At 59.5% G+C, this 23,521-nt stretch carries 29 protein-coding genes; 11 read left to right on the top strand and 18 right to left on the bottom strand.

Features of this window, described 5'->3' with window-relative positions; all coding sequences use genetic code 11:
- Positions 1 to 12: 12 nt before the first annotated feature.
- The 10 genes from hisC to ACMXYJ_RS29125 all read right to left on the bottom strand — a co-directional run bounded on the left by hisC (position 13) and on the right by ACMXYJ_RS29125 (position 7,966).
- Positions 13 to 1,065 carry a histidinol-phosphate transaminase gene (gene hisC / locus ACMXYJ_RS29080; protein ID WP_415757921.1) on the bottom strand — a complete coding sequence of 351 codons (1,053 nt, stop codon included), beginning with the start codon at positions 1,063 to 1,065 and terminating at the stop codon, positions 13 to 15.
- A gap of 1 nt (position 1,066) precedes the next feature.
- Positions 1,067 to 2,392: a histidinol dehydrogenase gene (hisD, locus tag ACMXYJ_RS29085; protein WP_415757922.1), complete on the bottom strand. Its 1,326-nt coding sequence runs from the start codon at positions 2,390 to 2,392 to the stop codon at positions 1,067 to 1,069.
- Positions 2,393 to 2,517: 125 nt separating this feature from the next.
- On the bottom strand, positions 2,518 to 3,153 hold the full coding sequence (hisG, locus tag ACMXYJ_RS29090; RefSeq protein WP_007901570.1) for an ATP phosphoribosyltransferase: 636 nt from the start codon (positions 3,151 to 3,153) through the stop codon (positions 2,518 to 2,520).
- A gap of 128 nt (positions 3,154 to 3,281) precedes the next feature.
- Positions 3,282 to 4,547: a UDP-N-acetylglucosamine 1-carboxyvinyltransferase gene (gene murA / locus ACMXYJ_RS29095; protein ID WP_046052892.1), complete on the bottom strand. Its 1,266-nt coding sequence runs from the start codon at positions 4,545 to 4,547 to the stop codon at positions 3,282 to 3,284.
- 22 nt (positions 4,548 to 4,569) lie between these two features.
- A complete protein-coding gene (locus ACMXYJ_RS29100) occupies positions 4,570 to 4,809 on the bottom strand; it encodes a BolA family protein (RefSeq protein ID WP_007912386.1) in 240 nt (79 codons plus the stop codon).
- Between the two features lie 113 nt (positions 4,810 to 4,922).
- Complete coding sequence (locus tag ACMXYJ_RS29105; RefSeq protein ID WP_076028637.1) at positions 4,923 to 5,228, bottom strand: STAS domain-containing protein; 306 nt, start codon at positions 5,226 to 5,228, stop codon at positions 4,923 to 4,925.
- The gene (locus ACMXYJ_RS29110) at positions 5,225 to 5,881 is read right to left on the bottom strand and encodes an MlaC/ttg2D family ABC transporter substrate-binding protein (RefSeq protein WP_415757923.1); all 657 of its coding nucleotides are present in this window, start codon (positions 5,879 to 5,881) and stop codon (positions 5,225 to 5,227) included. Before ACMXYJ_RS29110 ends, ACMXYJ_RS29105 begins: the two co-directional genes overlap by 4 nt.
- 11 nt (positions 5,882 to 5,892) lie before the next feature.
- Positions 5,893 to 6,360, bottom strand: coding sequence for an outer membrane lipid asymmetry maintenance protein MlaD (gene mlaD, locus ACMXYJ_RS29115; RefSeq protein WP_008150743.1), 468 nt, complete (start codon positions 6,358 to 6,360; stop codon positions 5,893 to 5,895).
- Positions 6,360 to 7,157, bottom strand: coding sequence for a lipid asymmetry maintenance ABC transporter permease subunit MlaE (mlaE, locus tag ACMXYJ_RS29120; RefSeq protein WP_415757924.1), 798 nt, complete (start codon positions 7,155 to 7,157; stop codon positions 6,360 to 6,362). The genes mlaD and mlaE overlap by 1 nt, the downstream gene beginning before the upstream one ends.
- Positions 7,157 to 7,966, bottom strand: a complete 810-nt coding sequence (locus ACMXYJ_RS29125; RefSeq protein WP_008150748.1) for an ATP-binding cassette domain-containing protein — start codon at positions 7,964 to 7,966, stop codon at positions 7,157 to 7,159. Before ACMXYJ_RS29125 ends, mlaE begins: the two co-directional genes overlap by 1 nt.
- Before the next feature lie 276 nt (positions 7,967 to 8,242).
- Between ACMXYJ_RS29125 and ACMXYJ_RS29130 the strand changes: the two genes are divergently transcribed.
- From ACMXYJ_RS29130 to ACMXYJ_RS29175, 10 genes are all read left to right on the top strand, one after another.
- Positions 8,243 to 9,217 (top strand): KpsF/GutQ family sugar-phosphate isomerase, encoded by a 975-nt coding sequence (locus ACMXYJ_RS29130; protein ID WP_415757925.1) that lies wholly within the window; start codon positions 8,243 to 8,245, stop codon positions 9,215 to 9,217.
- Positions 9,217 to 9,741, top strand: coding sequence for a KdsC family phosphatase (locus ACMXYJ_RS29135; protein ID WP_415757926.1), 525 nt, complete (start codon positions 9,217 to 9,219; stop codon positions 9,739 to 9,741). Before ACMXYJ_RS29130 ends, ACMXYJ_RS29135 begins: the two co-directional genes overlap by 1 nt.
- A 7-nt stretch (positions 9,742 to 9,748) precedes the next feature.
- A complete protein-coding gene (gene lptC, locus ACMXYJ_RS29140; RefSeq protein ID WP_415757927.1) occupies positions 9,749 to 10,321 on the top strand; it encodes an LPS export ABC transporter periplasmic protein LptC in 573 nt (190 codons plus the stop codon).
- Positions 10,308 to 10,856, top strand: coding sequence for a lipopolysaccharide transport periplasmic protein LptA (lptA, locus tag ACMXYJ_RS29145; RefSeq protein WP_095129445.1), 549 nt, complete (start codon positions 10,308 to 10,310; stop codon positions 10,854 to 10,856). Before lptC ends, lptA begins: the two co-directional genes overlap by 14 nt.
- Positions 10,856 to 11,581 (top strand): LPS export ABC transporter ATP-binding protein, encoded by a 726-nt coding sequence (lptB, locus tag ACMXYJ_RS29150; protein ID WP_008150757.1) that lies wholly within the window; start codon positions 10,856 to 10,858, stop codon positions 11,579 to 11,581. Before lptA ends, lptB begins: the two co-directional genes overlap by 1 nt.
- Before the next feature lie 184 nt (positions 11,582 to 11,765).
- Complete coding sequence (locus ACMXYJ_RS29155; protein ID WP_415757928.1) at positions 11,766 to 13,259, top strand: RNA polymerase factor sigma-54; 1,494 nt, start codon at positions 11,766 to 11,768, stop codon at positions 13,257 to 13,259.
- A gap of 74 nt (positions 13,260 to 13,333) precedes the next feature.
- Positions 13,334 to 13,642 carry a ribosome hibernation-promoting factor, HPF/YfiA family gene (gene hpf / locus ACMXYJ_RS29160; protein WP_007941242.1) on the top strand — a complete coding sequence of 103 codons (309 nt, stop codon included), beginning with the start codon at positions 13,334 to 13,336 and terminating at the stop codon, positions 13,640 to 13,642.
- Positions 13,643 to 13,654: 12 nt separating this feature from the next.
- Positions 13,655 to 14,119 carry a PTS IIA-like nitrogen regulatory protein PtsN gene (gene ptsN, locus ACMXYJ_RS29165; RefSeq protein ID WP_415757929.1) on the top strand — a complete coding sequence of 155 codons (465 nt, stop codon included), beginning with the start codon at positions 13,655 to 13,657 and terminating at the stop codon, positions 14,117 to 14,119.
- 2 nt (positions 14,120 to 14,121) lie between these two features.
- Entirely contained in the window at positions 14,122 to 14,979 is an 858-nt protein-coding gene (gene rapZ / locus ACMXYJ_RS29170) for an RNase adapter RapZ (protein ID WP_415757930.1), read from the top strand.
- A gap of 15 nt (positions 14,980 to 14,994) precedes the next feature.
- A complete protein-coding gene (locus ACMXYJ_RS29175) occupies positions 14,995 to 15,270 on the top strand; it encodes an HPr family phosphocarrier protein (RefSeq protein ID WP_033058002.1) in 276 nt (91 codons plus the stop codon).
- A 7-nt stretch (positions 15,271 to 15,277) separates the two neighbouring features.
- Here ACMXYJ_RS29175 and ACMXYJ_RS29180 read toward each other — a convergent pair whose 3' ends face one another.
- The 6 genes from ACMXYJ_RS29180 to pmbA form a co-directional block, all read right to left on the bottom strand.
- The gene (locus ACMXYJ_RS29180) at positions 15,278 to 16,171 is read right to left on the bottom strand and encodes a ZIP family metal transporter (RefSeq protein WP_415757931.1); all 894 of its coding nucleotides are present in this window, start codon (positions 16,169 to 16,171) and stop codon (positions 15,278 to 15,280) included.
- 30 nt (positions 16,172 to 16,201) lie between these two features.
- Complete coding sequence (locus ACMXYJ_RS29185; protein WP_415757932.1) at positions 16,202 to 16,813, bottom strand: superoxide dismutase; 612 nt, start codon at positions 16,811 to 16,813, stop codon at positions 16,202 to 16,204.
- 1 nt (position 16,814) lies between these two features.
- A complete protein-coding gene (locus tag ACMXYJ_RS29190) occupies positions 16,815 to 17,243 on the bottom strand; it encodes a hypothetical protein (protein ID WP_415757933.1) in 429 nt (142 codons plus the stop codon).
- Positions 17,244 to 17,270: 27 nt separating this feature from the next.
- The gene (locus ACMXYJ_RS29195; protein ID WP_415757934.1) at positions 17,271 to 18,647 is read right to left on the bottom strand and encodes a class II fumarate hydratase; all 1,377 of its coding nucleotides are present in this window, start codon (positions 18,645 to 18,647) and stop codon (positions 17,271 to 17,273) included.
- Positions 18,628 to 19,035, bottom strand: a complete 408-nt coding sequence (locus ACMXYJ_RS29200; RefSeq protein ID WP_415757935.1) for a FagA protein — start codon at positions 19,033 to 19,035, stop codon at positions 18,628 to 18,630. The genes ACMXYJ_RS29195 and ACMXYJ_RS29200 overlap by 20 nt, the downstream gene beginning before the upstream one ends.
- 136 nt (positions 19,036 to 19,171) lie before the next feature.
- The gene (gene pmbA, locus ACMXYJ_RS29205) at positions 19,172 to 20,518 is read right to left on the bottom strand and encodes a metalloprotease PmbA (protein WP_123365273.1); all 1,347 of its coding nucleotides are present in this window, start codon (positions 20,516 to 20,518) and stop codon (positions 19,172 to 19,174) included.
- A gap of 108 nt (positions 20,519 to 20,626) precedes the next feature.
- On the opposite strand from pmbA, the gene yjgA reads away from it, so the two are divergent.
- Positions 20,627 to 21,151 carry a ribosome biogenesis factor YjgA gene (gene yjgA, locus ACMXYJ_RS29210; RefSeq protein WP_074873785.1) on the top strand — a complete coding sequence of 175 codons (525 nt, stop codon included), beginning with the start codon at positions 20,627 to 20,629 and terminating at the stop codon, positions 21,149 to 21,151.
- Positions 21,152 to 21,199: 48 nt separating this feature from the next.
- Here yjgA and tldD read toward each other — a convergent pair whose 3' ends face one another.
- Together tldD and ACMXYJ_RS29220 are read right to left on the bottom strand one after the other, a co-directional pair.
- Entirely contained in the window at positions 21,200 to 22,642 is a 1,443-nt protein-coding gene (tldD, locus tag ACMXYJ_RS29215) for a metalloprotease TldD (RefSeq protein ID WP_008037402.1), read from the bottom strand.
- 18 nt (positions 22,643 to 22,660) lie between these two features.
- Positions 22,661 to 23,509 carry a carbon-nitrogen hydrolase family protein gene (locus ACMXYJ_RS29220; RefSeq protein ID WP_415757936.1) on the bottom strand — a complete coding sequence of 283 codons (849 nt, stop codon included), beginning with the start codon at positions 23,507 to 23,509 and terminating at the stop codon, positions 22,661 to 22,663.
- Positions 23,510 to 23,521 lie beyond the last annotated feature (12 nt).

Here is a 23,521-nt window from a genome sequence, read left to right on the forward strand (position 1 = left end):
GGATCGAGTGGTTTAGAGGTCGCCCAGGCCGTCGATCAACGCCTGATTCTGCTCCGGTGTGCCAATCGAGATCCGCAGGAACTGGGCAATCCGCTCCTGCTTGAAGTGCCGAACGATCACGCCTTGTTCACGCAACTTCGCCGCCAGCCCTGCCGCATCGTGTTTCGGATGACGGGCGAAGATGAAGTTCGCCGCCGACGGCAACACTTCAAAGCCCTTCACTTCCAATTGCGTAACGACCCATTCACGATTCTCGATGACCAACCGGCAGGTCTTGTCGAAGTACTCACGATCTTCGAACGCTGCGGCTGCACCGACATTCGCCAGACGATCCAGCGGATAGGAGTTGAAGCTGTTCTTGATCCGCTCCAGCGCCTCGATCAGGTCCGGATGCCCCACCGCCAGCCCCACCCTCAGGCCGGCCAGCGAACGGGACTTGGACAGGGTCTGGGTCACCAGCAGGTTCGGATAACGGTCCACCAGGCTGATCGCCGTCTCACCGCCGAAGTCGATGTAAGCCTCATCCACCACGACCACCGAATCCGGGCTGGCCTTGAGGATTTGCTCCACGGCATCCAGCGCCAACAGGCAGCCAGTCGGTGCGTTCGGATTCGGAAAGATGATCCCGCCGTTCGGTTTGGCGTAGTCCGCCGGGTTGATCTGGAACTGCTCGTCCAGCGGCACCGCGTCGAAGGCGATGCCGTACAACCCGCAGTAAACCGGATAGAAGCTGTAGCTGATGTCCGGGAACAGGACCGGATTATCATGTTGCAGCAAACCGTGAAAGATGTGCGCCAGGACTTCATCGGAACCGTTGCCGAGGAACACTTGGTTGCTTTGCACGCCGTAATACGTGGCCACGGCGTTCTTCAGCAGATCGCTGTTGGGGTCCGGGTACAGACGCAGATTGTCGTTCAGTTCGGTCTGCATCGCCGCCAAGGCTTTTGGCGACGGACCGTACGGGTTTTCGTTGGTGTTGAGCTTCACCAGTTTCGCCAGTTTCGGCTGCTCGCCCGGCACGTAAGGCACCAGATTCTTGACGAAGGGACTCCAGAATTTACTCATGTCAGTTGCCCTTCTTGTCGTCAACGATGCGGTATTCGGCGCTGCGGGCGTGAGCGGTCAGCGACTCGCCACGGGCCAGCACGGAAGCGGTTTTGCCCAGTTCCGACGCCCCCTGCTCGGAGCAGAAGATGATCGACGAGCGCTTCTGGAAGTCGTACACGCCCAGCGGCGAGGAGAAACGCGCGGTGCCGGAGGTTGGCAACACGTGGTTTGGACCGGCGCAGTAGTCGCCCAAGGCTTCGGAGGTGTGACGGCCCATGAAGATCGCGCCAGCGTGGCGAATCTTCGGCAGCCAGGCCTGCGGATCAGCAACGGACAACTCAAGGTGTTCCGGCGCGATGCGGTTGGCCACTTCCATGGCTTGGTCCATGTCGCGGACCTTGATCAACGCACCACGGCCATTGATTGAGGTTTCGATGATCTCGGCGCGTTCCATGGTCGGCAGCAACTTGGCGATGCTGGCGGCGACCTTGTCGAGGAACTCGGCGTCCGGGCTGACCAGAATCGCCTGGGCGTCTTCGTCGTGCTCAGCCTGGGAGAACAGGTCCATGGCGATCCAGTCCGGATCAGTCTGGCCGTCGCAGACCACGAGGATTTCGGATGGGCCGGCGATCATGTCGATGCCGACCTGGCCGAACACGTGGCGCTTGGCGGTGGCAACGTAGATGTTGCCCGGACCGACCACCTTGTCGACCTTCGGCACGCTTTCGGTGCCATAGGCCAGCGCGGCGACCGCTTGAGCGCCGCCGATGGTGAACACGCGGTCGACGCCGGCGATGCAGGCTGCGGCCAGCACCAACTCGTTGATTTCGCCACGCGGCGTTGGCACCACCATGACCACTTCGGTCACACCGGCCACCTTGGCCGGAATCGCGTTCATCAGTACCGAGGACGGGTACGACGCCTTGCCACCCGGCACGTACAGACCGGCGCGATCCAGCGGCGTGACCTTCTGGCCCAGCACGGTGCCGTCGGCTTCGGTGTAGCTCCAGGAATCCTGCTTCTGTTTCTCGTGGTAGCTGCGGACTCGGGTCGCGGCTTTTTCCAGCGCTTCACGCTGAGGCACGGTGATTCGGGTCAGGGCCAGTTCCAGGCGCTCACGAGGCAGGATCAGGTCCGCCATGGACGCGACCTGCAGGCCGTCGAACTTCTGGGTGAATTCCACCAGCGCCGCATCGCCACGCTCGCGCACGGCCTTGATGATGTCCAGCACCCGCTGATTGACCGAGTCGTCAGACACACTTTCCCAGCTCAGCAGATGATCCAGATGATGTGCGAAATCCGGGTCAGCAGCGTTGAGTCGGCGAATTGCAGTCGGTGCGGTCATAGCGAGAGCCTCATAGGAATGGCAAAAAACTCAGGTGCCGTAAACTAGCAGCCGATCCGCTTGGGCACCTGAGAATTCTGGCTATGAGGCGGATAGACGGCGCGACTCAAGGTCGCGCAGGTAAATCAGCCGCGGTGTCGAGACTCCACTGCCTTGCGCAGGGTGTCGATCAACGCCTGGATACGGGCGTGCTGCATTTTCATCGAAGCTTTGTTCACGATCAGCCGGGAGCTGATGTCGGCAATGAAATCCTGGGGTTCCAGGCCATTGGCGCGCAGGGTGTTGCCGGTGTCGACCACGTCGATGATCTTGTCTGCCAGACCGATCAGCGGCGCCAGTTCCATCGAGCCATAGAGCTTGATGATGTCGACCTGACGGCCCTGTTCGGCGTAGTAGCGCTTGGCAACGTTGACGAATTTGGTCGCCACACGCAGGCGGCCCTTGGGCTCGACATCGCCGACACGGCCAGCGGTCATCAGCTTGCAGAGGGCAATTCGCAGGTCCAACGGCTCGTACAAGCCCTGGCCGCCATATTCCATCAGCACATCTTTACCGGCGACGCCCAGGTCAGCGGCACCATGCTCGACGTAAGTCGGCACATCGGTGGCGCGCACGATCAGCAGACGTACATCGGCCTGGGTCGTGGGGATGATCAGCTTGCGGCTCTTGTCCGGATTCTCGGTCGGCACGATGCCCGCTTCAGCCAGAAGCGGCAGGGTGTCGTCAAGGATGCGGCCCTTGGACAGTGCGATGGTCAACATGGGAAACGTCAGTCCTTATCAAGGTACTCATGCCCGGTCGCAAATGGCGCCGGACACACATCGAGCCGGAAACCGGCTCGACTTGAAACGAATTCAACGGGCGCGTCCCTGCGCCCATGCAGCAGAAACTAGCCCGGTACGCGGCGGATCTTGGCGCCGAGCATCTGCAGTTTCTCTTCGATGCACTCGTAACCACGGTCGATGTGGTAGATGCGGTCGATCAGGGTGTCACCTTCAGCGATCAACGCCGAGATCACCAGGCTGGCCGAAGCACGCAGGTCGGTGGCCATGACTGGCGCGCCCTTGAGCTTTTCGATGCCGGTAACGATGGCGGTGTTGCCTTCGACCTGGATGTGAGCGCCCATGCGGTGCAGTTCGTAAACGTGCATGAAGCGGTTTTCGAAGATCGTCTCGATCACCGCACCAGTGCCTTCGGCAATGGCGTTGAGGGAGATGAACTGTGCCTGCATGTCGGTCGGGAAGGCCGGGTACGGAGCGGTGCGCACGTTAACGGCTTTTGGCCGCTTGCCGTGCATGTTCAGCTCGATCCAGTCTTCGCCGCAGGTGATTTCGGCGCCCGATTCCTTGAGTTTCTCAAGAACGGCTTCGAGGATGGTCGGATCGGTGTCCTTGACCTTCACACGACCGCCGGTCACGGCAGCAGCGACCAGGTAAGTGCCGGTCTCGATACGGTCAGGCATCACTTTGTAAGTAGTCGGGTGCAGACGCTCGACGCCATCGATGGTGATGGTGTCGGTGCCGGCGCCAGTGATCTTGGCGCCCATGGCGATCAGGAAGTTCGCCAGGTCGATGACTTCAGGTTCGCGAGCGGCGTTTGCCAGAACGCTGCGACCCTTGGCCAGAGCGGCCGCCATCATGATGTTTTCGGTACCGGTCACACTGACGGTGTCGAAGAAGAAGTGCGCACCGCGCAGGCCACCTTCAGGCGCCTTGGCCTTGATGTAGCCGCCTTCGACGTCGATGACCGCGCCCATGGCTTCAAGACCACGGATGTGCAGGTCAACCGGACGCGAACCGATGGCGCAACCGCCAGGCAGTGCGACTTCGGCTTCACCGAAACGGGCAACCATCGGGCCCAGCACCAGGATCGACGCACGCATGGTTTTCACCAGTTCGTACGGAGCGATCAGGGTCTTGATGGTGCGCGGGTCGATTTCGACGCTGAGTTTCTCGTCGATCACCGGCTCGATGCCCATACGACCGAACAGCTCGATCATGGTGGTGATGTCGTGCAGGTGCGGCAGGTTGGCAACAGTCACCGGGCCATCGCACAGCAAGGTTGCAGCCAGGATCGGCAGGGCAGAGTTCTTTGCCCCGGAGATGCGGATTTCGCCATCAAGACGAACGCCACCGGTAATTATCAATTTATCCATAAGAATCTCGACGCCCTTGGGCTCAGGTGCGCTCGGCCCAGGCCGCGCTGCTGAAAAATTTCATAGTGACCGCATGGATGCTGCCATCGGTGATCCATGGGTTCAAATGGGCATAGATCTGCTGCTGACGCTTCACCGGGCTCAACGCCGCCAGTTCATCGCTAATCACGTTCAGCTGAAAGTTGCAGCCTTCGCCCTCGACTTCTACTAGGGTTCCTGGCAGCTTTCCTTCAAGGAAGCTCTTCACTTCTACGGCCTGCATGCTCAACCTCAATCGGCGCCCTGTGCGCGCGGGTCGGACATCATACAAAAAAGCCCCGCGCCTGCGAACCCCGCGAAGCAGGACTCTGACGGGGGGCTTCTTTATAGATGCGGTTAGGGATGCGCCAACAGCTCGGTCAATTCGCTGACCTGAGCAATTTCGCGCATGTCTTCTGGCATCCCGCGGATGCTCAGCGCCTTGCCGGCCGCCTCTGCATCACGCATGAAGCACAGCAGCAGCGACAAGCCCACACTGCTGGACTTCAACACTGCCGAGCAATCGACCACCAGTGCAGCGGCCTTGCTGGATTTGATCAGCGCCTGCCCCTGCTTGCGCAAACCGGGGCCAGTGCGGTAATCCAGCATGCCGCTAAGCGCCAGCTCGCCGGATTCGCTCATGCGAATGGCCGACACACTCATTGAGCTTGCGTCTCGGGTGTTTGCTTCTGGCTGGCTTCCTTGGCTTTGGCGACTTCCCCGGCCCAACCATTGATGGTCTTGTCCAGGTCGTTGCCATTGCGCTGCATCGCATCAGCGAACTGATCACGGAACAGCTTGCCAATGTTAATGCCGTTAATGATTACGTTGCGCAGCTTCCACTCGCCATTGATCTTTTCGAGTGTGTAAGACACAGGATAGATCGCGCCGTTGGTGCCTTTGACCGTCATGGCAACGCTTGTACGGTCTCCCGACTCATCCTTGGCAGGATCGACGACGATCCCCTGATTGTTGTACTCGAGCAAAGCATTGCCATAGAACTGGAACAGACCCTTTTTGAAGTTTTCTTCAAAGGTCTTCATTTGCGCAGGCGTGGCTTTGCGCGAGTATTTGACCGTCATGATGCTCTTGGAAATGCCCTCGGCATCTACAACGGGTCCGACGATGCTGTCCAGCGCGGCATAAAAGTCTTTCGGATCCTGCTTGTACTTCTCTTTATTGGTCGCCAGATCGGCAAGTAACCGATTGGTGGTGTCCTGCACGATATCGTGCGCGGAAGGCGCCGCCACGGCGTTAGCCATCAACGGCAGGGCCGCGAGCAATACCAACAGGCCACGTCGCAAGTTAGAGATCATTCAAAAGCTCCTCATTTGGCGTCTTTACTAACGGTATTGAGCAGAAATTTACCGATCAGGTCTTCGAGTACCAGCGACGACTGTGTGTCGTGGATGGTTGAGCCATCCTTGAGCAAGCCTTCTTCGCCGCCCACGCTGAGACCGATGTACTTCTCGCCCAACAGGCCAGCGGTCAGGATAGATGCAGTGGAGTCGGTCGGCAGGTTATCTACGCGTTTTTCCAGCTGCATGGTCACTCGACCGGTGAAACTGTCGCGATCCAGATCGATTGCCGTGACCTTGCCGATGGTCACACCGGCCATGGTCACTTTAGCTCTGACAGTCAAACCGGCGATATTGTCGAAATACGCATAAAGTTTATAAGTGTCGGTGGTTGCGCTCGGGGACAGGCCACTCACCCGCAACGCCAACAACAGCAAAGCCAGGATGCCAGCCAGCAAGAAAAGGCCGACACCGATTTCCAGGGTGCGGTTTTGCATCAGAAATCTCCAAACATCAAGGCGGTCAGAATAAAGTCCAGGCCGAGTACTGCCAAAGAGGCATACACCACGGTCTTGGTAGTGGCACGACTGATCCCCTCGGAAGTGGGCTCGCAGTCATAGCCTTGGAATACGGCAATCCAGGTCACGACAAAGGCGAAAACGATGCTTTTGATGATGCCGTTAAGCACATCGTCTGCAAAGGTCACGCTGTTCTGCATGTTGGACCAGTAGGATCCTTCATAGACACCCAGCCAGTCGACGGCCACCCACGAACCACCCCAGATGCCCACCACGCTGAAGATCATCGCCAGCACCGGAAGGGAAATGAAGCCGGCCCACAGGCGCGGGGCAATGATGTACTTGAGCGGGTCGACACCAATCATTTCCAGACTGGACAACTGCTCGGTGGACTTCATGTTGCCGATTTCGGCAGTCAAGGCCGAACCGGCGCGCCCGGCGAACAGCAATGCCGTGACCACGGGCCCCAGTTCGCGCAACAGCGTCAGCGCAACCATCTGGCCGACCGCCTGCTCCGAACCGTAGCTGGATAGAATGTTGAAGCCTTGCAGCGCCAGCACCATGCCGATGAATACCCCGGAGACCACGATGATCACCAGGGACATTACGCCCACCGAATGCAGTTGCTTGATCAGCAAGCCAAAACCGCCGCCAATGCCGCCGCGGCCAAGCAAAGCATGAAACAGGAATATCGCCGAACGGCCGAACACCCCCAGCACGTCAATGCCAGCGTGGCCGAACCGGCGAACCCGTTCTATTAGTGACATCTTGCGCATCAACGCTGCCCCAGAAGATCTGCGCGGTAATCCGTCGCTGGAAAGTGATAGGCGACCGGACCGTCAGGCTCGCCTGTCATGAATTGACGGATGCGTGGCTCCTGCGAGTTCATCAGCTCCTCGGGAGTACCCTGCCCCAACACCTGGCCTTCACCGACGACATAGATGTAATCGGCGATGCTCGCGGTCTCGGCCAGGTCGTGGGAGACCACGATACTGGTGATGCCCAGCGCATCGTTGAGCAGGCGGATCAAGCGCACCAGCACACCCATGGCGATGGGGTCCTGGCCGACAAAGGGCTCGTCATACATGAGGATTTGCGGATCAAGGGCAATCGCCCGGGCCAGAGCGACACGACGCTTCATGCCGCCGGACAACTCGTCAGGCATCAGGTCGATGGCGCCACGCAATCCCACTGCCTGCAATTTGAGCAGGACAATGTCCCGGATCATTTCTTCCGGCAGTTCGGTATGAACGCGTAGCGGAAAGGCGACGTTCTCGAACACATCGAGATCGGTGAACAGTGCGCCACTCTGAAACAGCACGCCCATGTGCTTGCGCGCATCGAACAGATCACTGCGCGACAGCTTCGGCAGATTCTGCCCGTTGACCCAGACTTCGCCTTTGGTGGGCCGCAACTGCGCGCCCATCAGTCGCAACAGCGTAGTCTTGCCACACCCGGAAGGCCCCATGATGCCGGTGACCTTGCCGCGCGGGATGCGTATATCGACGTTATTGAAAATGCTGCGCGTTCCGCGCTTGAAGGTCAGTCCCTTCAGCTCGACCGCGTAGGCTTTATCGGCACTCATCTAAACTCCTTGCGATGCAGCCTCTCACTCGGACGCCTGACTTTCTGGCGAAAGCACATACCTCCCGGGCAGGCCGAACTGGCGGCGAACTATATCACTGCAAAGGCCAAGCGCCCAAGGCCCAAGCAGGGCCATGTTCAGCAACATGACGGGGTAAAAGCTTCTATTTAGGGGTATTCGGTAACACGGAATGACAAAGCGCGACGAACTTGCGTGAGGGTTTCGATCATTACCGTTATAATCGCCGCCTTTTCATCAGACCATACGATTTCTGACATGAGCCAATCCAGCGACCTGATTCAATCTGGCCAACGCACCATCCGCCTCGAACTGGAAGCCGTACAAGGCTTGTTGCCCCGTATCGACGCAGATTTCGTACGCGCTTGCGGAATGATTCTGGCCAGCAAAGGGCGCGTGGTCGTGGTCGGCATGGGCAAATCCGGGCATATCGGCAACAAGATCGCCGCCACCCTGGCCAGCACCGGCACCACGGCCTTTTTCGTGCACCCGGCCGAAGCCAGCCACGGCGACATGGGCATGATCACCCGCGACGACATCATCCTGGCGCTGTCGAACTCCGGCTCCACCAATGAAATCGTCACCCTGCTGCCGCTGATCAAGCGCCTGGGCATTCAATTGATCAGCATGACCGGCAACCCTGCTTCACCGCTGGCGAAGGCTGCCGAGGTCAACCTTAACGTGCACGTCGAGCACGAAGCCTGTCCGCTCAACCTGGCACCGACCTCGTCGACCACTGCCGCGCTGGTCATGGGCGACGCCCTGGCCGTTGCGCTGCTGGAGGCCCGCGGTTTTACCGCTGAAGATTTCGCCTTTTCCCACCCCGGCGGCGCGCTTGGCCGACGCCTGCTGCTGAAAGTGGAAACCGTCATGCACTCCGGCGCAGAACTGCCCCAGGTGCAACGTGGCACGCTACTCAAGGACGCCTTGATGGAAATGACCCGCAAGGGCCTGGGCATGACCGCGATCGTGGAGCCCGATGGCAAACTGGCCGGGATCTTCACCGACGGCGACTTGCGCCGCACCCTTGACCGGACCATCGACATCCACCATACGACCATCGATGAGGTCATGACTGTTCATGGCAAGACCGCCCGGGCCGATATGCTGGCAGCCGAAGCCCTGAAAATCATGGAAGACCATCGAATCAACGCGCTGGTAGTGGTGGACAAGGAGGACCGTCCGATCGGCGCCTTCAACCTGTCCGACCTGCTGCGTGCAGGAGTAATGTAATGAGCACCGACCTGCTGCAACGCGGCAAGAACATCAAACTGGCGGTTTTTGACGTCGATGGCGTACTGACTGACGGACGCCTGTACTTCCTCGAAGACGGCAGCGAATTCAAGACGTTCAACACCCTCGACGGCCAAGGCATCAAGATGTTGATGGCAGCCGGCGTGCAGACCGCTATCATCAGCGGCCGCAAGACCCCGGTGGTCGAACGACGAGCGAAGAACCTCGGCATTCCACACGTGTACCAGGGGCGCGAAGACAAACTGGTGGTGCTCGATGAGCTTCTTGCCCAACTCAACCTAAGCTATGAACAAGTCGCCTATCTCGGCGACGACCTGCCGGACCTGCCGGTGATTCGCCGCGTCGGCCTGGGCATGGCGGTGGCAAACGCTGCCAGTTTCGTCCGTGAACACGCCCACGGCATCACCAAGGCCAGTGGTGGCGAGGGTGCCGCTCGCGAATTCTGCGAATTGATCCTGCGCGCGCAGGGCCGCCTTGATGCGGCAAATGCCGCGTACCTGTGAGCCAACTATGCTGAGCAAAAAGATTCGCAAATTCCTGGTGTTCGGTTGCATCGCAGCGATATTCGCGGCGGTCGGCTACTGGAACATCAGCCCGGAACGCTTCCTCGATCAGCCGGTGGCAAAGATCGATGAAACCGCGATCGACTATTACGCGATCAACGCCCACAGCGTGCAATACCTGTCGGACGGCAAACTGCAATACGAAATGACGTCCGACAAGGTTGAACACCTGAAAGCCACCGAAGTGACGCTGTTGACCAATCCAGACCTGAACATGTTCCGCGGCACCGAGTTTCCGTGGCATGTCCAGAGCGAGCACGGCGAAGTGAATCCCGACGGCACTCAGGTCGAGCTGATTGACTCGGTGCGCATCACGCGCTTCGACGAGAAAAACCGCAAGACACTGATTACCACCACCCGCATGACAGTGTTCCCGCAGCAGCAATATGCGCAGACCGAGCAACCCGTTAGAATCGACGGCGCTGGTGGTGTGTCGACTGGCAAGGGAATGAAAGCGTATTTGAAAGAAAGCAGGATACACCTGCTATCGAACGTAAGAGGACAGTATGAGGCTCGTTAAAACCCTCCCTATTTTGCTCGGTCTGAGCGCAGCACTGGGAAGCGTGAGCGCCTGGGCTCTGCCGAACGATCAAGAGCAGCCTATCCGCATCCAGGCCGACGATGCCCAACTGGACGACAAGAATGGTGTTGCCACCTATAAAGGTGACGTGATCATTACCCAGGGCTCGATGATTGTTAAAGGCAATACTGTAACCATCACCCGCACCCCGGCCGGCGACATCGACGTGGTGACTTCGGTGGGCAATCTGGCCTACTTCGAGCAGATGCAGACGGCTGGCGACACCAAGCCTGTTCAAGGCTACGGAGTGACCATCCAGTACCACGCCTCGCAAAACCGCGTCGTATTGATCGATCGCGCCAAAGTCATCGACAAGGACAACAACGTCACCCAAGGCGAGAAAATCGTCTACGACACGGTCAAAAAGCTTGCGAGCGCCGGTCGCGCGACGGGCAACAAGGTCACCGAGTCGCGTCCGCGCATCGACATGGTGATCCAGCCCAAGCCGAAAACCGACGAGAAAAAGGCCCAGTAATGGCAACTCTGAAAGCTCAGCATCTGGCCAAGAGCTACAAGAGCCGCCAGGTTGTGCGCGACGTCAGCCTGTCGATCGACAGCGGTCAGATCGTCGGCCTGCTAGGTCCCAACGGCGCCGGCAAGACCACCTGCTTTTACATGATTGTCGGCCTGGTACAGGCCGATCAGGGCCGCGTACTGATTGACGACCTGGATGTCAGCCACCAGCCCATGCACGGGCGTGCGAAGGCCGGTATCGGCTATCTTCCGCAAGAAGCATCGATCTTCCGCAAACTCTCGGTAGCTGACAACATCATGGCGATCCTCGAGACCCGCAAGGAACTCGACAAGGCCGGTCGTCGCCAAGAGCTGGAAAGCCTGCTGCAGGAATTCCACATCAGCCACATCCGCGACAACCTCGGCATGAGCCTGTCCGGTGGTGAACGCCGTCGTGTGGAAATCGCCCGGGCACTGGCTACCAACCCGAAATTCATCCTGCTCGACGAACCGTTCGCCGGCGTGGACCCGATTTCGGTGGGCGACATCAAACAGATCATCTATCACCTCAAGGCCAAGGGCATTGGCGTGCTGATCACTGACCACAACGTCCGTGAAACCCTGGATATCTGCGAAACCGCCTACATCGTCAACGATGGCCAGCTGATCGCCGAAGGTGACTCTGCCACCATCCTGGCCAACGACCTGGTCAAGGAAGTGTATCTGGGCCATGAGTTCCGCCTGTAAGCACTGAGGTGTCTGGCTGGTTGCCCGGGCGCTTGTCTCGATAAAAAATCAACATTTTTTTATTGTTACAGCGCTCTAGGCAAACGCTGCAGTTTCGGGCATATAATTTGCTTATGTTTGGCGCTTCGGCGCCCTGTAGTGGATGGCGCATGTGCGCCGGCGAATAAGGTGTTAAGCCCCTGCCATGAAACCATCGCTAGTCTTGAGAATGGGCCAGCAGCTGACGATGACACCGCAGCTGCAACAGGCCATCCGCCTGCTCCAATTGTCGACCCTGGACCTGCAACAGGAAATCCAGGAGGCCCTGGAGTCCAATCCGATGCTCGAACGCCAGGAAGAAGGCGACGACTTCGATAACGCCGACCCCTTGGCCGACAAAGCCGAACAGCAACCCAACGCTGACATTCAGGAACCCTCCTACCAGGAAACCGCCCCGACGGTTGATAACCTCGAGGAAGGCGACTGGAACGAGCGCATCCCCAACGAACTGCCCGTCGATACCGCGTGGGAAGACGTCTACCAGACCAGCGCCAGCAGCCTGCCGAGCAACGATGACGACGAGTGGGACTTCACCACCCGGACATCGGCCGGCGAAAGCCTGCAAAGCCACCTGCTGTGGCAACTGAACCTGGCCCCGATGTCCGACACTGATCGCCTGATCGCCGTGACCCTGATCGACTGCATCAACAATCAGGGCTACCTGGACGAAACCCTTGAGGAGATTCTCGAAGCCTTCGACCCGGAACTGGACATCGAACTGGACGAAATCGAAGCCGTCCTGCACCGCATCCAGCAATTCGAACCCGCTGGCATCGGCGCCCGCAACCTGGGCGAATGCCTGCTGCTGCAATTGCGCCAGTTGCCCGCCAAGACGCCTTGGCTGGTCGAGGCCAAACGCCTGGTCACCGATTACATCGACCTGCTTGGCAGCCGCGACTACAGCCAGCTGATGCGTCGCATGAAGCTCAAGGAAGATGAACTGCGCCAGGTGATTGAACTGGTGCAGAGCCTCAACCCGCGCCCAGGCTCGCAAATCGAGTCCGGCGAAGCCGAATACGTCGTTCCCGACGTGATCGTACGCAAGGACAACGAACGCTGGCTGGTGGAGCTGAACCAGGAATCCGTGCCGCGACTGCGGGTCAACGCTCAATACGCCGGTTTCGTGCGCCGCGCCGACACCAGCGCCGACAACACCTTCATGCGCAATCAGTTGCAAGAGGCCCGCTGGTTCATCAAGAGCCTGCAAAGCCGCAACGAAACCCTGATGAAAGTAGCCACCCAGATCGTCGAACATCAGCGCGGCTTTCTTGAATACGGCGACGAAGCCATGAAACCGCTGGTCCTGCATGACATCGCCGAAGCGGTGGGCATGCACGAATCGACGATTTCACGGGTAACCACGCAGAAATTCATGCATACCCCACGGGGCATATATGAACTGAAATACTTTTTCTCCAGCCACGTCAGCACCTCCGAGGGCGGTGAATGCTCGTCCACGGCGATCCGCGCGATCATCAAAAAACTGGTTGCCGCGGAAAATCAGAAAAAGCCGTTGAGTGACAGCAAGATCGCTGGTTTACTGGAGGCACAAGGCATTCAGGTGGCTCGCCGCACCGTCGCCAAGTACCGCGAATCCCTCGGGATCGCGCCTTCGAGCGAACGCAAGCGGTTGATGTAGAGCCACGCCACAGCGTTCCAGTGGCAGGCATTTCTGCCTGCCGCTTTATGCACTGGCAACGAAGGAGAAGCTGTATGCAAGTCAACATCAGTGGACACCAACTGGAAGTGACCGAACCTCTTCGCACCTACATCGGCGAAAAACTCGAACGATTAGAGAGGCATTTCGACAAGATCACCAATGTGCAAGTCACGATGACGGTCGAAAAGCTCAAGCAGAAAATCGAAGCCACGCTGCATATTCCCGGCAATGAAGTGGTCGCAAACGCGGAGCATACCGATATGTACGCGGCGATCGACGCACTGACCGACAAGCTGGATAAACAACTCAAAAAGCATAAGGAAAAGACCCAAAGCCTCCTCCAGGGCGCGACCGGTCGTTAACACTCCCAACCCATGATCCGACTTGAAAGCATCCTGACCCCCGGCCGTTCCCTCGTGAACGTGCCGGGCGGCAGTAAAAAGAAAGCCCTCGAGCAAATTGCCAACCTTATCCACAAAGAAGTGCCGGATCTGGAGATGCAAGATGTCTTCGAGGCTTTGATTGCCCGTGAAAAACTCGGTTCAACCGGTTTTGGCAACGGCATCGCCATTCCCCACTGCCGCCTGAAGGGCTGCGCCTCGCCCATCAGCGCCCTGATGCACCTTGATGCACCCATTGATTTCGACGCCATCGACGGCGCCCCGGTTGACCTGCTGTTCGTTCTGCTGGTCCCGGAAGCTGCTACCGATGCGCACCTGGAGTTACTGCGCCAGATCGCCAGCATGCTCGACCGCAAGGAAGTGCGCGAAAAACTGCGCAGCGCCCCGAGCAATGAAGCCTTGTATCAGGTTGTCCTGGACGAGCAAAACGGTCATTAATCATGCGCTTGATCATCGTCAGTGGCCGCTCCGGCTCAGGTAAAAGTACCGCACTCGATGTTCTCGAGGACAACGGCTACTACTGCATCGACAACCTGCCCGCCGGTCTGTTGCCGGAACTGGCCGAACGCGCGTTGATTCACACCGAGCTGGCACAACCGCTGGTTGCCGTATCCATCGATGCGCGCAACTTGCCGAGTCACTTGTCGCGGTTTCCCGAACTGCTGGAAGAAGTGCGCAGCCGGCATATCCAGTGTGATGTGCTGTATCTGGACGCCGACGAAGAAACCTTGCTCAAACGTTTCTCGGAAACCCGCCGTCGTCACCCGCTGAGCAATGCCAGTCGCTCGCTGGCCGAGGCCATCAACGATGAGACCGCCCTGCTCGGGCCGATTGCCGACCTCGCCGATCTCAAAGTAAACACCACCAACCTGAACCTGTATCAGCTGCGAGATACCATCAAGCTGCGCCTGCTGAACCAGCCGGAACCCGGTACGGCGTTCCTGGTGGAGTCTTTCGGCTTCAAGCGTGGCATGCCGGTGGACGCTGATCTGGTGTTCGACGTGCGCTGCCTGCCGAACCCTTACTGGAAGCCAGAGTTGCGCGATCAGTCCGGGCTCGACCAACCGGTTGCCGAGTACCTGGCGGCACAGCCGGACGTCGAAGAGATGTTCCAGGACATCTCCACCTACTTGTTCAAGTGGCTACCACGCTTTGCCGCCAGCAACCGCGCTTATGTCACCATTGCCATTGGTTGCACCGGCGGCCATCACCGCTCCGTCTACCTGACCGAACGTCTGGGCCAGGCCCTGCAAAAAACCCTGAAGAACGTCCAGGTTCGCCACCGCGACCTCAGCTAAAGGATTCACACCGCGATGCCTGCTCTGGAAATTGAAATCATCAACAAGCTGGGCCTGCATGCCCGCGCTTCTGCAAAATTCGTTGGCGTGGCCGGTGAGTTCAAGGATTGCACGATCAGAGTAGGACGCACGCCGGAATCCACGGTCGACGGAAAAAGCATCATGGCAATGATGATGCTCGCCGCGGGCAAGGGCACCAAAATCCACCTGAGCACCGAAGGTGAGCAGGCTGATGAGGCGCTGCAGGCATTGGTGAATTTGATCAATGACTACTTCGGCGAAGGCGAATAACGCTCGCCTAGGCGAGCGCTGTATCCATCACCATCATCAAGCAAAACCCGATCAGCAACCCCAGACTTGCAAGCTTGTCGTGACCATTGCGGCGCGACTCGGGAATGACTTCATGGGTGACCACCAGCAACATGGCCCCGGCTGCCAGGGCCAATCCCAAGGGCAACAACAATTCGGCCAGGCTCACCAGCCAGGCACACAACAACGCGAAGACCGGCTCGACCAGACCTGACGCAGCACCAATCAGGAACGCCTTGACCCGCGACATCCCGGCCCCGGCCAGTACCAGCGCAATCACAAGACCTTCCGGCACATCCTGCAAGGCGATGCCCATGGCCAGGCTATCGGCGTCGGGCATGCCACCCCCCGCCGACACACCGACCGCCATGCCTTCGGGGATATTGTGGGCAATGATCGCAAACACAAATAACCAGATTCGCGGCGGGATGACCGGTCGCTCCAGCGTGCCTGCGAGCATTTCCGGCGACGCACCCGACACCTTGCGATCAACCAGGAACAATCCAAATGCACCCAGCATGATGCCGAAACTGATCAGCCCGCTGGCCGCCCAAGGCGTCAGCCCCAGGCTTTCAGCGGCAGAGAGCCCCGGAACGATCAACGAAAACGCTGTCGCCGCGAGCATTACTCCGGCCCCGAAGCCGAGCAGCGTATCGCTGACCGTCTGGGGCATCCGTCGAATCACCAGCACGGGCACCGCGCCCAAGGCAGTGCCCAAGGCGCAGATCGCCCCGCCTTGCAGCGCGCGCAGCAGTTTCGGCTCGAGGTCCAGCCACGCCAAGCCTTGGGCAACCAATAACGTCATGCCTGCCAGCAGTAACAGCGATCCGAATGCGTAACGAAACATTCGTCCACTACCGATCGCCAGTGTTTCAGTGCCCATAGCCAGCCTTGGATTGTTGTTGCAGAAGTCTTAAACCAGTGCAGCCTGATAGCGCGTAGCGACTTCAGGCCAATTGATCACGTTGTAGAACGCGTTGATGTATTCCGGGCGACGGTTCTGGTATTGCAGGTAATAAGCGTGCTCCCAGACATCCAGGCCAAGGATTGGCGTATTGCCATTCATCAATGGACTGTCCTGATTGCCGCTGCTCTCAACGACCAGCGTCTTTTGCGGCGTCACACTGAGCCACGCCCAGCCGCTGCCGAAACGAGTCAGCGCCGCTTTGGTGAAGGCTTCCTTGAAACTGCTCAGGCCGCCCAGTTGCTCATCGATCGCCTCAGCCAAGGAGCCTTCAGGATGGCCGCCGCCGTTGGGCGCCATCACTTCCCAGAACAGCGAATGGTTGGCATGCCCGCCGCCCTGATTGATCACCGCCGCGCGCAGTTTCTCCGGCAGTTGCTGGACAGCAGACACCAGTTTCTCCACCGGCCACTCGGCAAACTCGGTGCCTTCCACCGCAGCGTTGAGGTTGTTGATGTAAGTCTGGTGGTGCTTGGTGTAGTGGATTTCCATGGTCTGCGCATCGATGTGCGGTTCCAGGGCGTCGTAGGCGTAGGGCAAGGCAGGCAAGGTAAAAGCCATTTCAATGAACTCCATGATGTAGGGGCGCAGACGAGGCGGCATCGATGTGCAGCAAACGATGGGTGCGCGGATATTCGCCGTGTTCGCTGATGAAATTCAGCAGCTCGACGTAGGTTTTGCTGCTCTGGCGCAACGCCGCTTCACGCAGGGCCGGCGCCAGCCGTGGGTCCTGCATGGTCTGCAACAATCGCTGATGGATGGCGCACAGGTACTCGGCGCTCTCCTCCGGCTGGTTCAGACGCAAATGCAGATCCGCCAGGTTGTGGTGGGAAATCACACAGGCCGCCACCGCTTCGTCGGCATCCGCCCAGCGCTCGAACAACACCTGGGCCAAGGCCAATGCCTGCAAGTAAGCCTCGCGGGCATCGACGTATTCACCCAGCATGAAACAACGATTTGCCCGTTCGATCGTGCGTTTCCAGTGTTCCATGGTGAGCCTCCAAAGCGGTTGCGGCGGTTACACGCCGCCTGCGGTGAGTTTTTCCGGGTCCAGCAAAACCTCGAGCTGGCTGCGGGTCAGGTCGGTGTACTCCTGAGCGACATCGATCACCGGACGGCCCTGTTGATAGGCCTTCTTGGCGATCTCCGCGGCTTTTTGGTAACCAATGATCGGGTTGAGTGCGGTGACCAGGATCGGGTTACGCGACAGCGCTTCCTTGAGCCTGGTTTCGTTGACCTTGAAGCTGGCGATGGCCTTTTCACCCAGCAGCTGGCTGGAGTTGGCCAGCAACTCGATACTGCTCAGCAGGTTCTGGGCGATGATCGGCAGCATCACGTTCAGCTCGAAGTTGCCCGACTGACCGGCGATGGTGATGACCGTGTCATTGCCGATGACCTGAGCGGCGACCATGGCGGTCGCTTCCGGGATCACCGGGTTGACCTTGCCAGGCATGATCGAAGAACCCGGCTGCAAGGCTTCGAGCTCGATTTCACCCAGACCGGCCAGCGGACCGGAGTTCATCCAGCGCAGGTCGTTGGCGATTTTCATCAGCGAAACGGCCGTGGCCTTGAGCTGACCGGAAACACTGACTGCCGTGTCCTGGGAGCCGATCAGCGCAAACAGGTCCTCGCCCGGTTTGAATTGCACGTGGGTCAGCTTGCTCAGTTGCTCACTGAAGCGCGCAGCGAACTCTGGATGAGCATTGATTCCGGTGCCCACCGCCGTGCCGCCCTGAGCCAGGGATTGCAGACTCGGCAGCAGATCCTGCAGATGACCGATGTTGGCCTTGAGCTGCTGCGCCCAACCGTTGAGCACCTGGCTCATGCGTACCGGCATCGCGTCCATCAAGTGAGTTCGACCGGTTTTGACGTGGTGATGAACCTCTTCGGCCTTGCGCTCGATCACCTGAACCAGACGCACCAGCGCCGGCAACAATTGCTCGTGCAACGCCAACGCAGCACTGACGTGGATCGTGGTCGGGATTATGTCGTTGCTGCTTTGGCCGCAATTGACGTGATCGTTGGGATTCACCGGCTCGCCGAGCAGGCGACTGGCCAGGGTGGCGATCACTTCGTTGGCGTTCATGTTCGAACTGGTGCCGGAACCGGTCTGGAAGATATCCACCGGAAAATGCTGCATGAAGTCGCTTTGGAGCAGACCCAGCGCCGCATCGACAATGGCTGTGCCCTGGGATTCGCTGATTTGCTTGAGTCCGACGTTGGCTCGGGCAGCGGCGGCCTTGGCCAGGATCAGCGCGCGGATGAACTGCACGGGCATCGGCTTGCCGCTGATGGGGAAGTTATCCACCGCACGCTGCGTCTGCGCGCCATAGAGCGCATCCACTGGGACCTGAAGTTCGCCCATGCTGTCGCGCTCAATACGAGTCTTGTTCATCAGAAAATCCTTGCACCAGTTCTATGAGAGGAATCGAGGGCTGTAACTCGCAGGTCGCCAGTTGCCAGGTGTAGCTCTGCCAGCGCTTGAGGCGGCATTTGCACAGAGAGAGGCGTTCCAGATCGCGCAGCGGCCGCCAAGCCTGGTCCAGACAAAAGGTGCGCCAGTGCCAGGGCAGCGCGACATCGGCGGCGGTGTCGAGCAACAGACGGAAAGAAGTTTCGGCGATGGTCCAGGGAGACGTTGCCGTACAGCAGGAGAGATACCGACCTTCGGCCAGGTAATGTTCGATCAGGCGAGGCTCGTCAGGGTCCATCGCGCAACGGATCTGGCGACTCATCCAGCGCCAGCTTTCGAGGTAAGGCTGCTCGTGCAAGGCAGAACTCATGATCCGGGCTCATTCGGTAATGAGATTTATTATTAGATGATAATGAGAACCAAAACAACCCCGAGAAAATCGGCACATAAAAAAGGCGCGTCACCCCACGATGGGTGACGCGCCTTTTTTGCGTAACGGGTAAGCGTTAGCTGCCGGCTACCGTCATCCGCTCGATCAGCACCGAACCTGTACGAATGTTGCTGCGCAGCTCCAGGTCATTACCGACGGCAACGATCTGTTTGAACATGTCACGCATGTTGCCGGCGATGGTCACTTCCTGAACCGCAAACTGGATTTCGCCATTCTCGACCCAGTAACCCGCCGCGCCACGGGAGTAATCGCCAGTGACCATGTTCAGGCCCTGGCCCATCAATTCAGTCACCAGCAGACCGCGGCCCATGCGGCGCAGCAAGGCCGCCTGGTCTTCGTCGCCATGGGTGACGAACAGGTTGTGCACGCCGCCAGCGTTGGCAGTGCTCGGCATCCCGAGCTTACGGCCGGAATACGTGCCGAGAATGTACGAGACCAACTCGCCTTTTTCGACGAACGGTTTGGCGTAAGTGGCCAGACCATCGCCATCGAACGCCGAGCTGCCCATGGCGCGCATGAGGTGCGGACGCTCATCGATGGTCAGCCATTCCGGGAACAGTTTCTGCCCCAGCGTGCCTTCAAGGAACGAGGATTTGCGATACAGACTGCCGCCGGAAATCGCCGACAGAAAACTCCCGAACAAACCCCCGGCCAGCTCTGCGGAAAACAACACCGGCACTTCGCAGGTCGGCACTGGACGCGCGCCCAGACGGCTCGCCGCCCGTTGCGCAGCACGTTGGCCGATGCTCTCCGGAGAGGCCAGCAAATTGCCCTGACGGTTCACGTCGTACCAGTAATCGCGCTGCATCTGGCCGTCGGCCTCGGCGATCATCACGCAGCTCAGGCTGTGCCGGGTCGACGCGTAACCACCGATAAAACCGTGGCTGTTGCCGTAGACACGGCAGCCCTGATGGGTGCTGAGGGTAGTGCCGTCGGCGTTCTTGATCCGGCTGTCGGTGGCAAATGCCGCCGCTTCACAGGCCAGGGCCTGCTCGATGGCTTGCTCCGGGGTGATGTCCCATTCGTGGAACAGGTCGAAATCCTGCAGATCCTTCGCCATCAGCGCAGCATCCGCCAAGCCCGAAGCTTCGTCTTCCGACGTGTGCTTGGCGATGGCCAGTGCGGCGGCGACGGTTTCGCGAATCGCTTCCGGACCGCTGGCGGACGTGCTGGCCGAGCCTTTGCGCTGACCGACGTACAAGGTGATGCCGAAGCCCTGATCGCGGTTGAATTCGACGGTTTCGACTTCACGCTGACGCACCGACGTCGACAGGCCCTGCTCCAGGGATACCGCCACTTCACAGGCACTTGCACCCTGGCGTTTGGCTTCAGCGATGATCTGCTCGACTTGTTCTTGCAGTGCCGGCAACGCTTGTGGGCCGACGCTTTCAACTGCACTCATGCTGTTCTCCACTCAAATTCTGCTTTCGGCTAGGGCCTTCGAGCGACCGGGCCGGACAAGCGGCCCCCGACTGGTTATCATGGCGGCGTTTCTTTGCGGACGGCCACCATGGTTGATTCTTACGACGACTCCCTCGATACGGGAGAAAAAAGCAAATCCCAGGTTAAACGCGAGCTTCATGCTCTGGTTGACCTTGGCGAGCGCCTTACAACGCTCAAGCCTGACTTGCTGGCAAAACTGCCGTTGACCGACGCTATGCGCCGGGCCCTGGCCGATGCGCCCAAGCACACCGCGAATATCGCGCGTAAACGGCACCTTATGTTCATCGGCAAACTGATGCGCGATCAGGACACTGACGCCATTCTGACTCTGCTCGATCAACTCGATGCCTCCACTCGGCAGTACAACGAACGTTTCCATGGCCTGGAACGCTGGCGCGATCGCTTGATCGCGGGCGACGATGCAGTCCTGGAGAAATTCGTGGTCGACTTCCCGGAGGCTGATCGTCAGCAATTGCGCTCCCTGATCCGTCAGGCCCAGCACGAACTGGCGACCAACAAGCCACCGGCATCGAGCCGTAAAATCTTCAAGTACATCCGTGAGCTGGACGAGACTCAACGCGGTCTGCGTTAAGTCCCTTCTCGGGTGAGCCGCCAAGCGGTTCACCCGAAGCTCCATCCCTTACGATCCTGTGCCACCCACAGTGATCGCATCGATTTTCAGCGTTGGCTGGCCGACACCCACCGGCACCGACTGCCCATCCTTGCCACACGTCCCCACGCCGCTGTCCAGCGCCAGATCGTTACCGACCATCGACACCTTGCTCATGGCTTCAGGGCCGTTGCCGATCAATGTCGCGCCTTTGACCGGGGCAGTGATTTTGCCGTCTTCGATCAGGTACGCCTCGCTGGTGGAGAACACGAATTTGCCGCTGGTGATGTCCACCTGACCGCCACCGAGGTTGGCGCAGTAGATGCCGCGTTTCACCGAGGCGATGATTTCTGCCGGGTCGCTTTCGCCCGCCAGCATGTAGGTGTTGGTCATGCGCGGCATCGGCAGGTGCGCGTAGGATTCACGGCGACCGTTACCGGTACGGGCTACGCCCATCAGACGGGCGTTGAGCTTGTCCTGCATGTAGCCTTTGAGTACGCCGTTTTCGATCAGTGTCGTGCACTCGGTCGGGGTGCCTTCATCATCGACGCTCAGGGAACCGCGACGACCGGCCAGCGTGCCGTCATCGACGATGGTGCAAAGCTTGGACGCAACCATCTCGCCCATGCGCCCGCTATAGGCCGAACTGCCTTTGCGGTTGAAGTCGCCTTCCAGACCGTGGCCGACCGCTTCGTGCAGCAACACACCGGACCAGCCCGAGCCCAATACCACCGGCAACGTACCGGCCGGCGCAGGGATGGCTTCCAGATTCACCAATGCCTGACGCAGCGCTTCACGGGCGTAGCCCATGGCGCGGTCATCGCTGAGGAAATAACGGTAATCGGTACGACCGCCACCGCCATGACCGCCACGCTCACGGCGACCGTTCTGCTCGACGATCACGCTGACGTTAAAGCGCACCAACGGCCGTACATCGGCGGCCAGGCTGCCGTCGGTGGAAGCGACGAGGATTCGCTCCCAGACGCCAGCCATGCTCACGGTCACTTGCTGGATACGCGGGTCGAGGGCGCGAGTCGCGACGTCGATACGCTTGAGCAGTTCGACCTTCTCGGCTCGGGTCATCACTTCCAACGGGTTGTCCGGCCCATACAACTGGGCGACATCCTGAGTCGTGAAGGCTTGCACCGTGCCGTTCTGCCCGGCGCGGGAGATCGAACGTGCCGCTCGGGCTGCGGCGCCGAGGGCTTCGAGGGTAATGGCATTGCTGTAGGCAAAACCGGTTTTCTCACCCGATTGCGCTCGCACACCAACACCTTGGTCGAGATTGAAGCTGCCTTCCTTGACGATCCCGTCTTCCAGCGCCCAGGACTCGGAAATCTGCCCCTGGAAATACAGGTCGGCAGCATCGATGCCGGGGCCGGCCAGATCGCCGAGCACACCTTGCAGGCTCTCGATTGTTACGCCGCCGGGCGCCAGGAGGTGTTCACTGACTGAGGACAACAACTCGCTCATATGCTTTACGCCTTAAATTCATCGTTCTGAGGCAGGTCGCCGGGCGCCCTGCGAGAAAAAGCGCCGGTGACTGGACACCGGCATCCGCGCCCTGATGGACGCCTGTTCGCTGCTATCGCGTTCGGCCAGCAGCACGGCCTCGCCTTGATCCTGTTGCGCCAGCACACGTCCCCACGGGTCGATAATCGCAGCATGGCCAAAGGTTTCTCGTGGCCCCGGATGCGTCCCACCCTGGGCAGCCGCAAGCACATAACATTGAGTTTCGATGGCCCGCGCGCGAATCAATACATCCCAATGTGCCGCGCCGGTCACCGCGGTAAAGGCCGACGGCGCGGTAATCAACTCCGCACCGGCAGCACGTAATTCGCTGTACAGCTCCGGGAAGCGCAGGTCGTAACACACGGTCAGCCCAACTCGACCGACGGGCGTGTCCGCCACAACAACCCCACTGCCATAAGCATAGTCATCGGATTCGCGATAACGCCCGCGATTGTCCGCCACATCGACGTCGAAGAGGTGCAACTTGTCATACCGTGCAACGGTTTCGCCGTGGTCATCCACCAGCAGCGAGCAGGCATGCACCTTGGCCATCGGTTGATCGACCGGCGGCAACGGCAATGTGCCGGCCACTATCCATAACTTGAGGTCGCGGGCGGTCTGTTTCAACCATGGCAGGATCGGTCCTTCGCCCAACGCCTCGGCGCGGCCGATGTCGGCAATGTCGCGACGGCCCATGGCGGCGAAGTTTTCCGGCAGTACGGCAAGCTGCGCACCACTGGTCGCCGCTTGCTCGAGCAGCCGACGGGCCTGGGCCAGATTGGCCAGCACATCGCTCTGGCTGACCATTTGAATCACCGCTACAGACATGGCCTTTCCCTA

Source organism: Pseudomonas arabinosi (assembly GCF_047758675.1).
Lineage (GTDB): Bacteria > Pseudomonadota > Gammaproteobacteria > Pseudomonadales > Pseudomonadaceae > Aquipseudomonas > Aquipseudomonas arabinosi.

Bases quoted from the DNA above. Each gene is read 5' to 3' on its own strand.
- hisG (WP_007901570.1), bottom strand. From the start codon at position 3,153: ATGTTGACCATCGCACTGTCCAAGGGCCGCATCCTTGACGACACCCTG.
- ACMXYJ_RS29180 (WP_415757931.1), bottom strand. From the start codon at position 16,171: ATGGGCACTGAAACACTGGCGATCGGTAGTGGACGAATGTTTCGTTAC.
- hpf (WP_007941242.1), top strand. From the start codon at position 13,334: ATGCAAGTCAACATCAGTGGACACCAACTGGAAGTGACCGAACCTCTT.
- murA (WP_046052892.1), bottom strand. From the start codon at position 4,547: ATGGATAAATTGATAATTACCGGTGGCGTTCGTCTTGATGGCGAAATC.
- ACMXYJ_RS29125 (WP_008150748.1), bottom strand. From the start codon at position 7,966: ATGAGTGCCGATAAAGCCTACGCGGTCGAGCTGAAGGGACTGACCTTC.
- rapZ (WP_415757930.1), top strand. From the start codon at position 14,122: ATGCGCTTGATCATCGTCAGTGGCCGCTCCGGCTCAGGTAAAAGTACC.
- ACMXYJ_RS29195 (WP_415757934.1), bottom strand. From the start codon at position 18,647: ATGAACAAGACTCGTATTGAGCGCGACAGCATGGGCGAACTTCAGGTC.
- hisD (WP_415757922.1), bottom strand. From the start codon at position 2,392: ATGACCGCACCGACTGCAATTCGCCGACTCAACGCTGCTGACCCGGAT.
- lptC (WP_415757927.1), top strand. From the start codon at position 9,749: ATGCTGAGCAAAAAGATTCGCAAATTCCTGGTGTTCGGTTGCATCGCA.
- mlaD (WP_008150743.1), bottom strand. From the start codon at position 6,360: ATGCAAAACCGCACCCTGGAAATCGGTGTCGGCCTTTTCTTGCTGGCT.
- ACMXYJ_RS29110 (WP_415757923.1), bottom strand. From the start codon at position 5,881: ATGATCTCTAACTTGCGACGTGGCCTGTTGGTATTGCTCGCGGCCCTG.
- ACMXYJ_RS29130 (WP_415757925.1), top strand. From the start codon at position 8,243: ATGAGCCAATCCAGCGACCTGATTCAATCTGGCCAACGCACCATCCGC.
- mlaE (WP_415757924.1), bottom strand. From the start codon at position 7,157: ATGCGCAAGATGTCACTAATAGAACGGGTTCGCCGGTTCGGCCACGCT.
- ACMXYJ_RS29175 (WP_033058002.1), top strand. From the start codon at position 14,995: ATGCCTGCTCTGGAAATTGAAATCATCAACAAGCTGGGCCTGCATGCC.
- ACMXYJ_RS29155 (WP_415757928.1), top strand. From the start codon at position 11,766: ATGAAACCATCGCTAGTCTTGAGAATGGGCCAGCAGCTGACGATGACA.
- yjgA (WP_074873785.1), top strand. From the start codon at position 20,627: ATGGTTGATTCTTACGACGACTCCCTCGATACGGGAGAAAAAAGCAAA.
- ACMXYJ_RS29185 (WP_415757932.1), bottom strand. From the start codon at position 16,813: ATGGCTTTTACCTTGCCTGCCTTGCCCTACGCCTACGACGCCCTGGAA.
- ACMXYJ_RS29200 (WP_415757935.1), bottom strand. From the start codon at position 19,035: ATGAGTTCTGCCTTGCACGAGCAGCCTTACCTCGAAAGCTGGCGCTGG.
- ACMXYJ_RS29135 (WP_415757926.1), top strand. From the start codon at position 9,217: ATGAGCACCGACCTGCTGCAACGCGGCAAGAACATCAAACTGGCGGTT.
- lptB (WP_008150757.1), top strand. From the start codon at position 10,856: ATGGCAACTCTGAAAGCTCAGCATCTGGCCAAGAGCTACAAGAGCCGC.
- ACMXYJ_RS29190 (WP_415757933.1), bottom strand. From the start codon at position 17,243: ATGGAACACTGGAAACGCACGATCGAACGGGCAAATCGTTGTTTCATG.
- ACMXYJ_RS29105 (WP_076028637.1), bottom strand. From the start codon at position 5,228: ATGAGTGTGTCGGCCATTCGCATGAGCGAATCCGGCGAGCTGGCGCTT.
- hisC (WP_415757921.1), bottom strand. From the start codon at position 1,065: ATGAGTAAATTCTGGAGTCCCTTCGTCAAGAATCTGGTGCCTTACGTG.
- tldD (WP_008037402.1), bottom strand. From the start codon at position 22,642: ATGAGCGAGTTGTTGTCCTCAGTCAGTGAACACCTCCTGGCGCCCGGC.
- pmbA (WP_123365273.1), bottom strand. From the start codon at position 20,518: ATGAGTGCAGTTGAAAGCGTCGGCCCACAAGCGTTGCCGGCACTGCAA.
- ACMXYJ_RS29100 (WP_007912386.1), bottom strand. From the start codon at position 4,809: ATGCAGGCCGTAGAAGTGAAGAGCTTCCTTGAAGGAAAGCTGCCAGGA.
- ACMXYJ_RS29220 (WP_415757936.1), bottom strand. From the start codon at position 23,509: ATGTCTGTAGCGGTGATTCAAATGGTCAGCCAGAGCGATGTGCTGGCC.
- lptA (WP_095129445.1), top strand. From the start codon at position 10,308: ATGAGGCTCGTTAAAACCCTCCCTATTTTGCTCGGTCTGAGCGCAGCA.
- ptsN (WP_415757929.1), top strand. From the start codon at position 13,655: ATGATCCGACTTGAAAGCATCCTGACCCCCGGCCGTTCCCTCGTGAAC.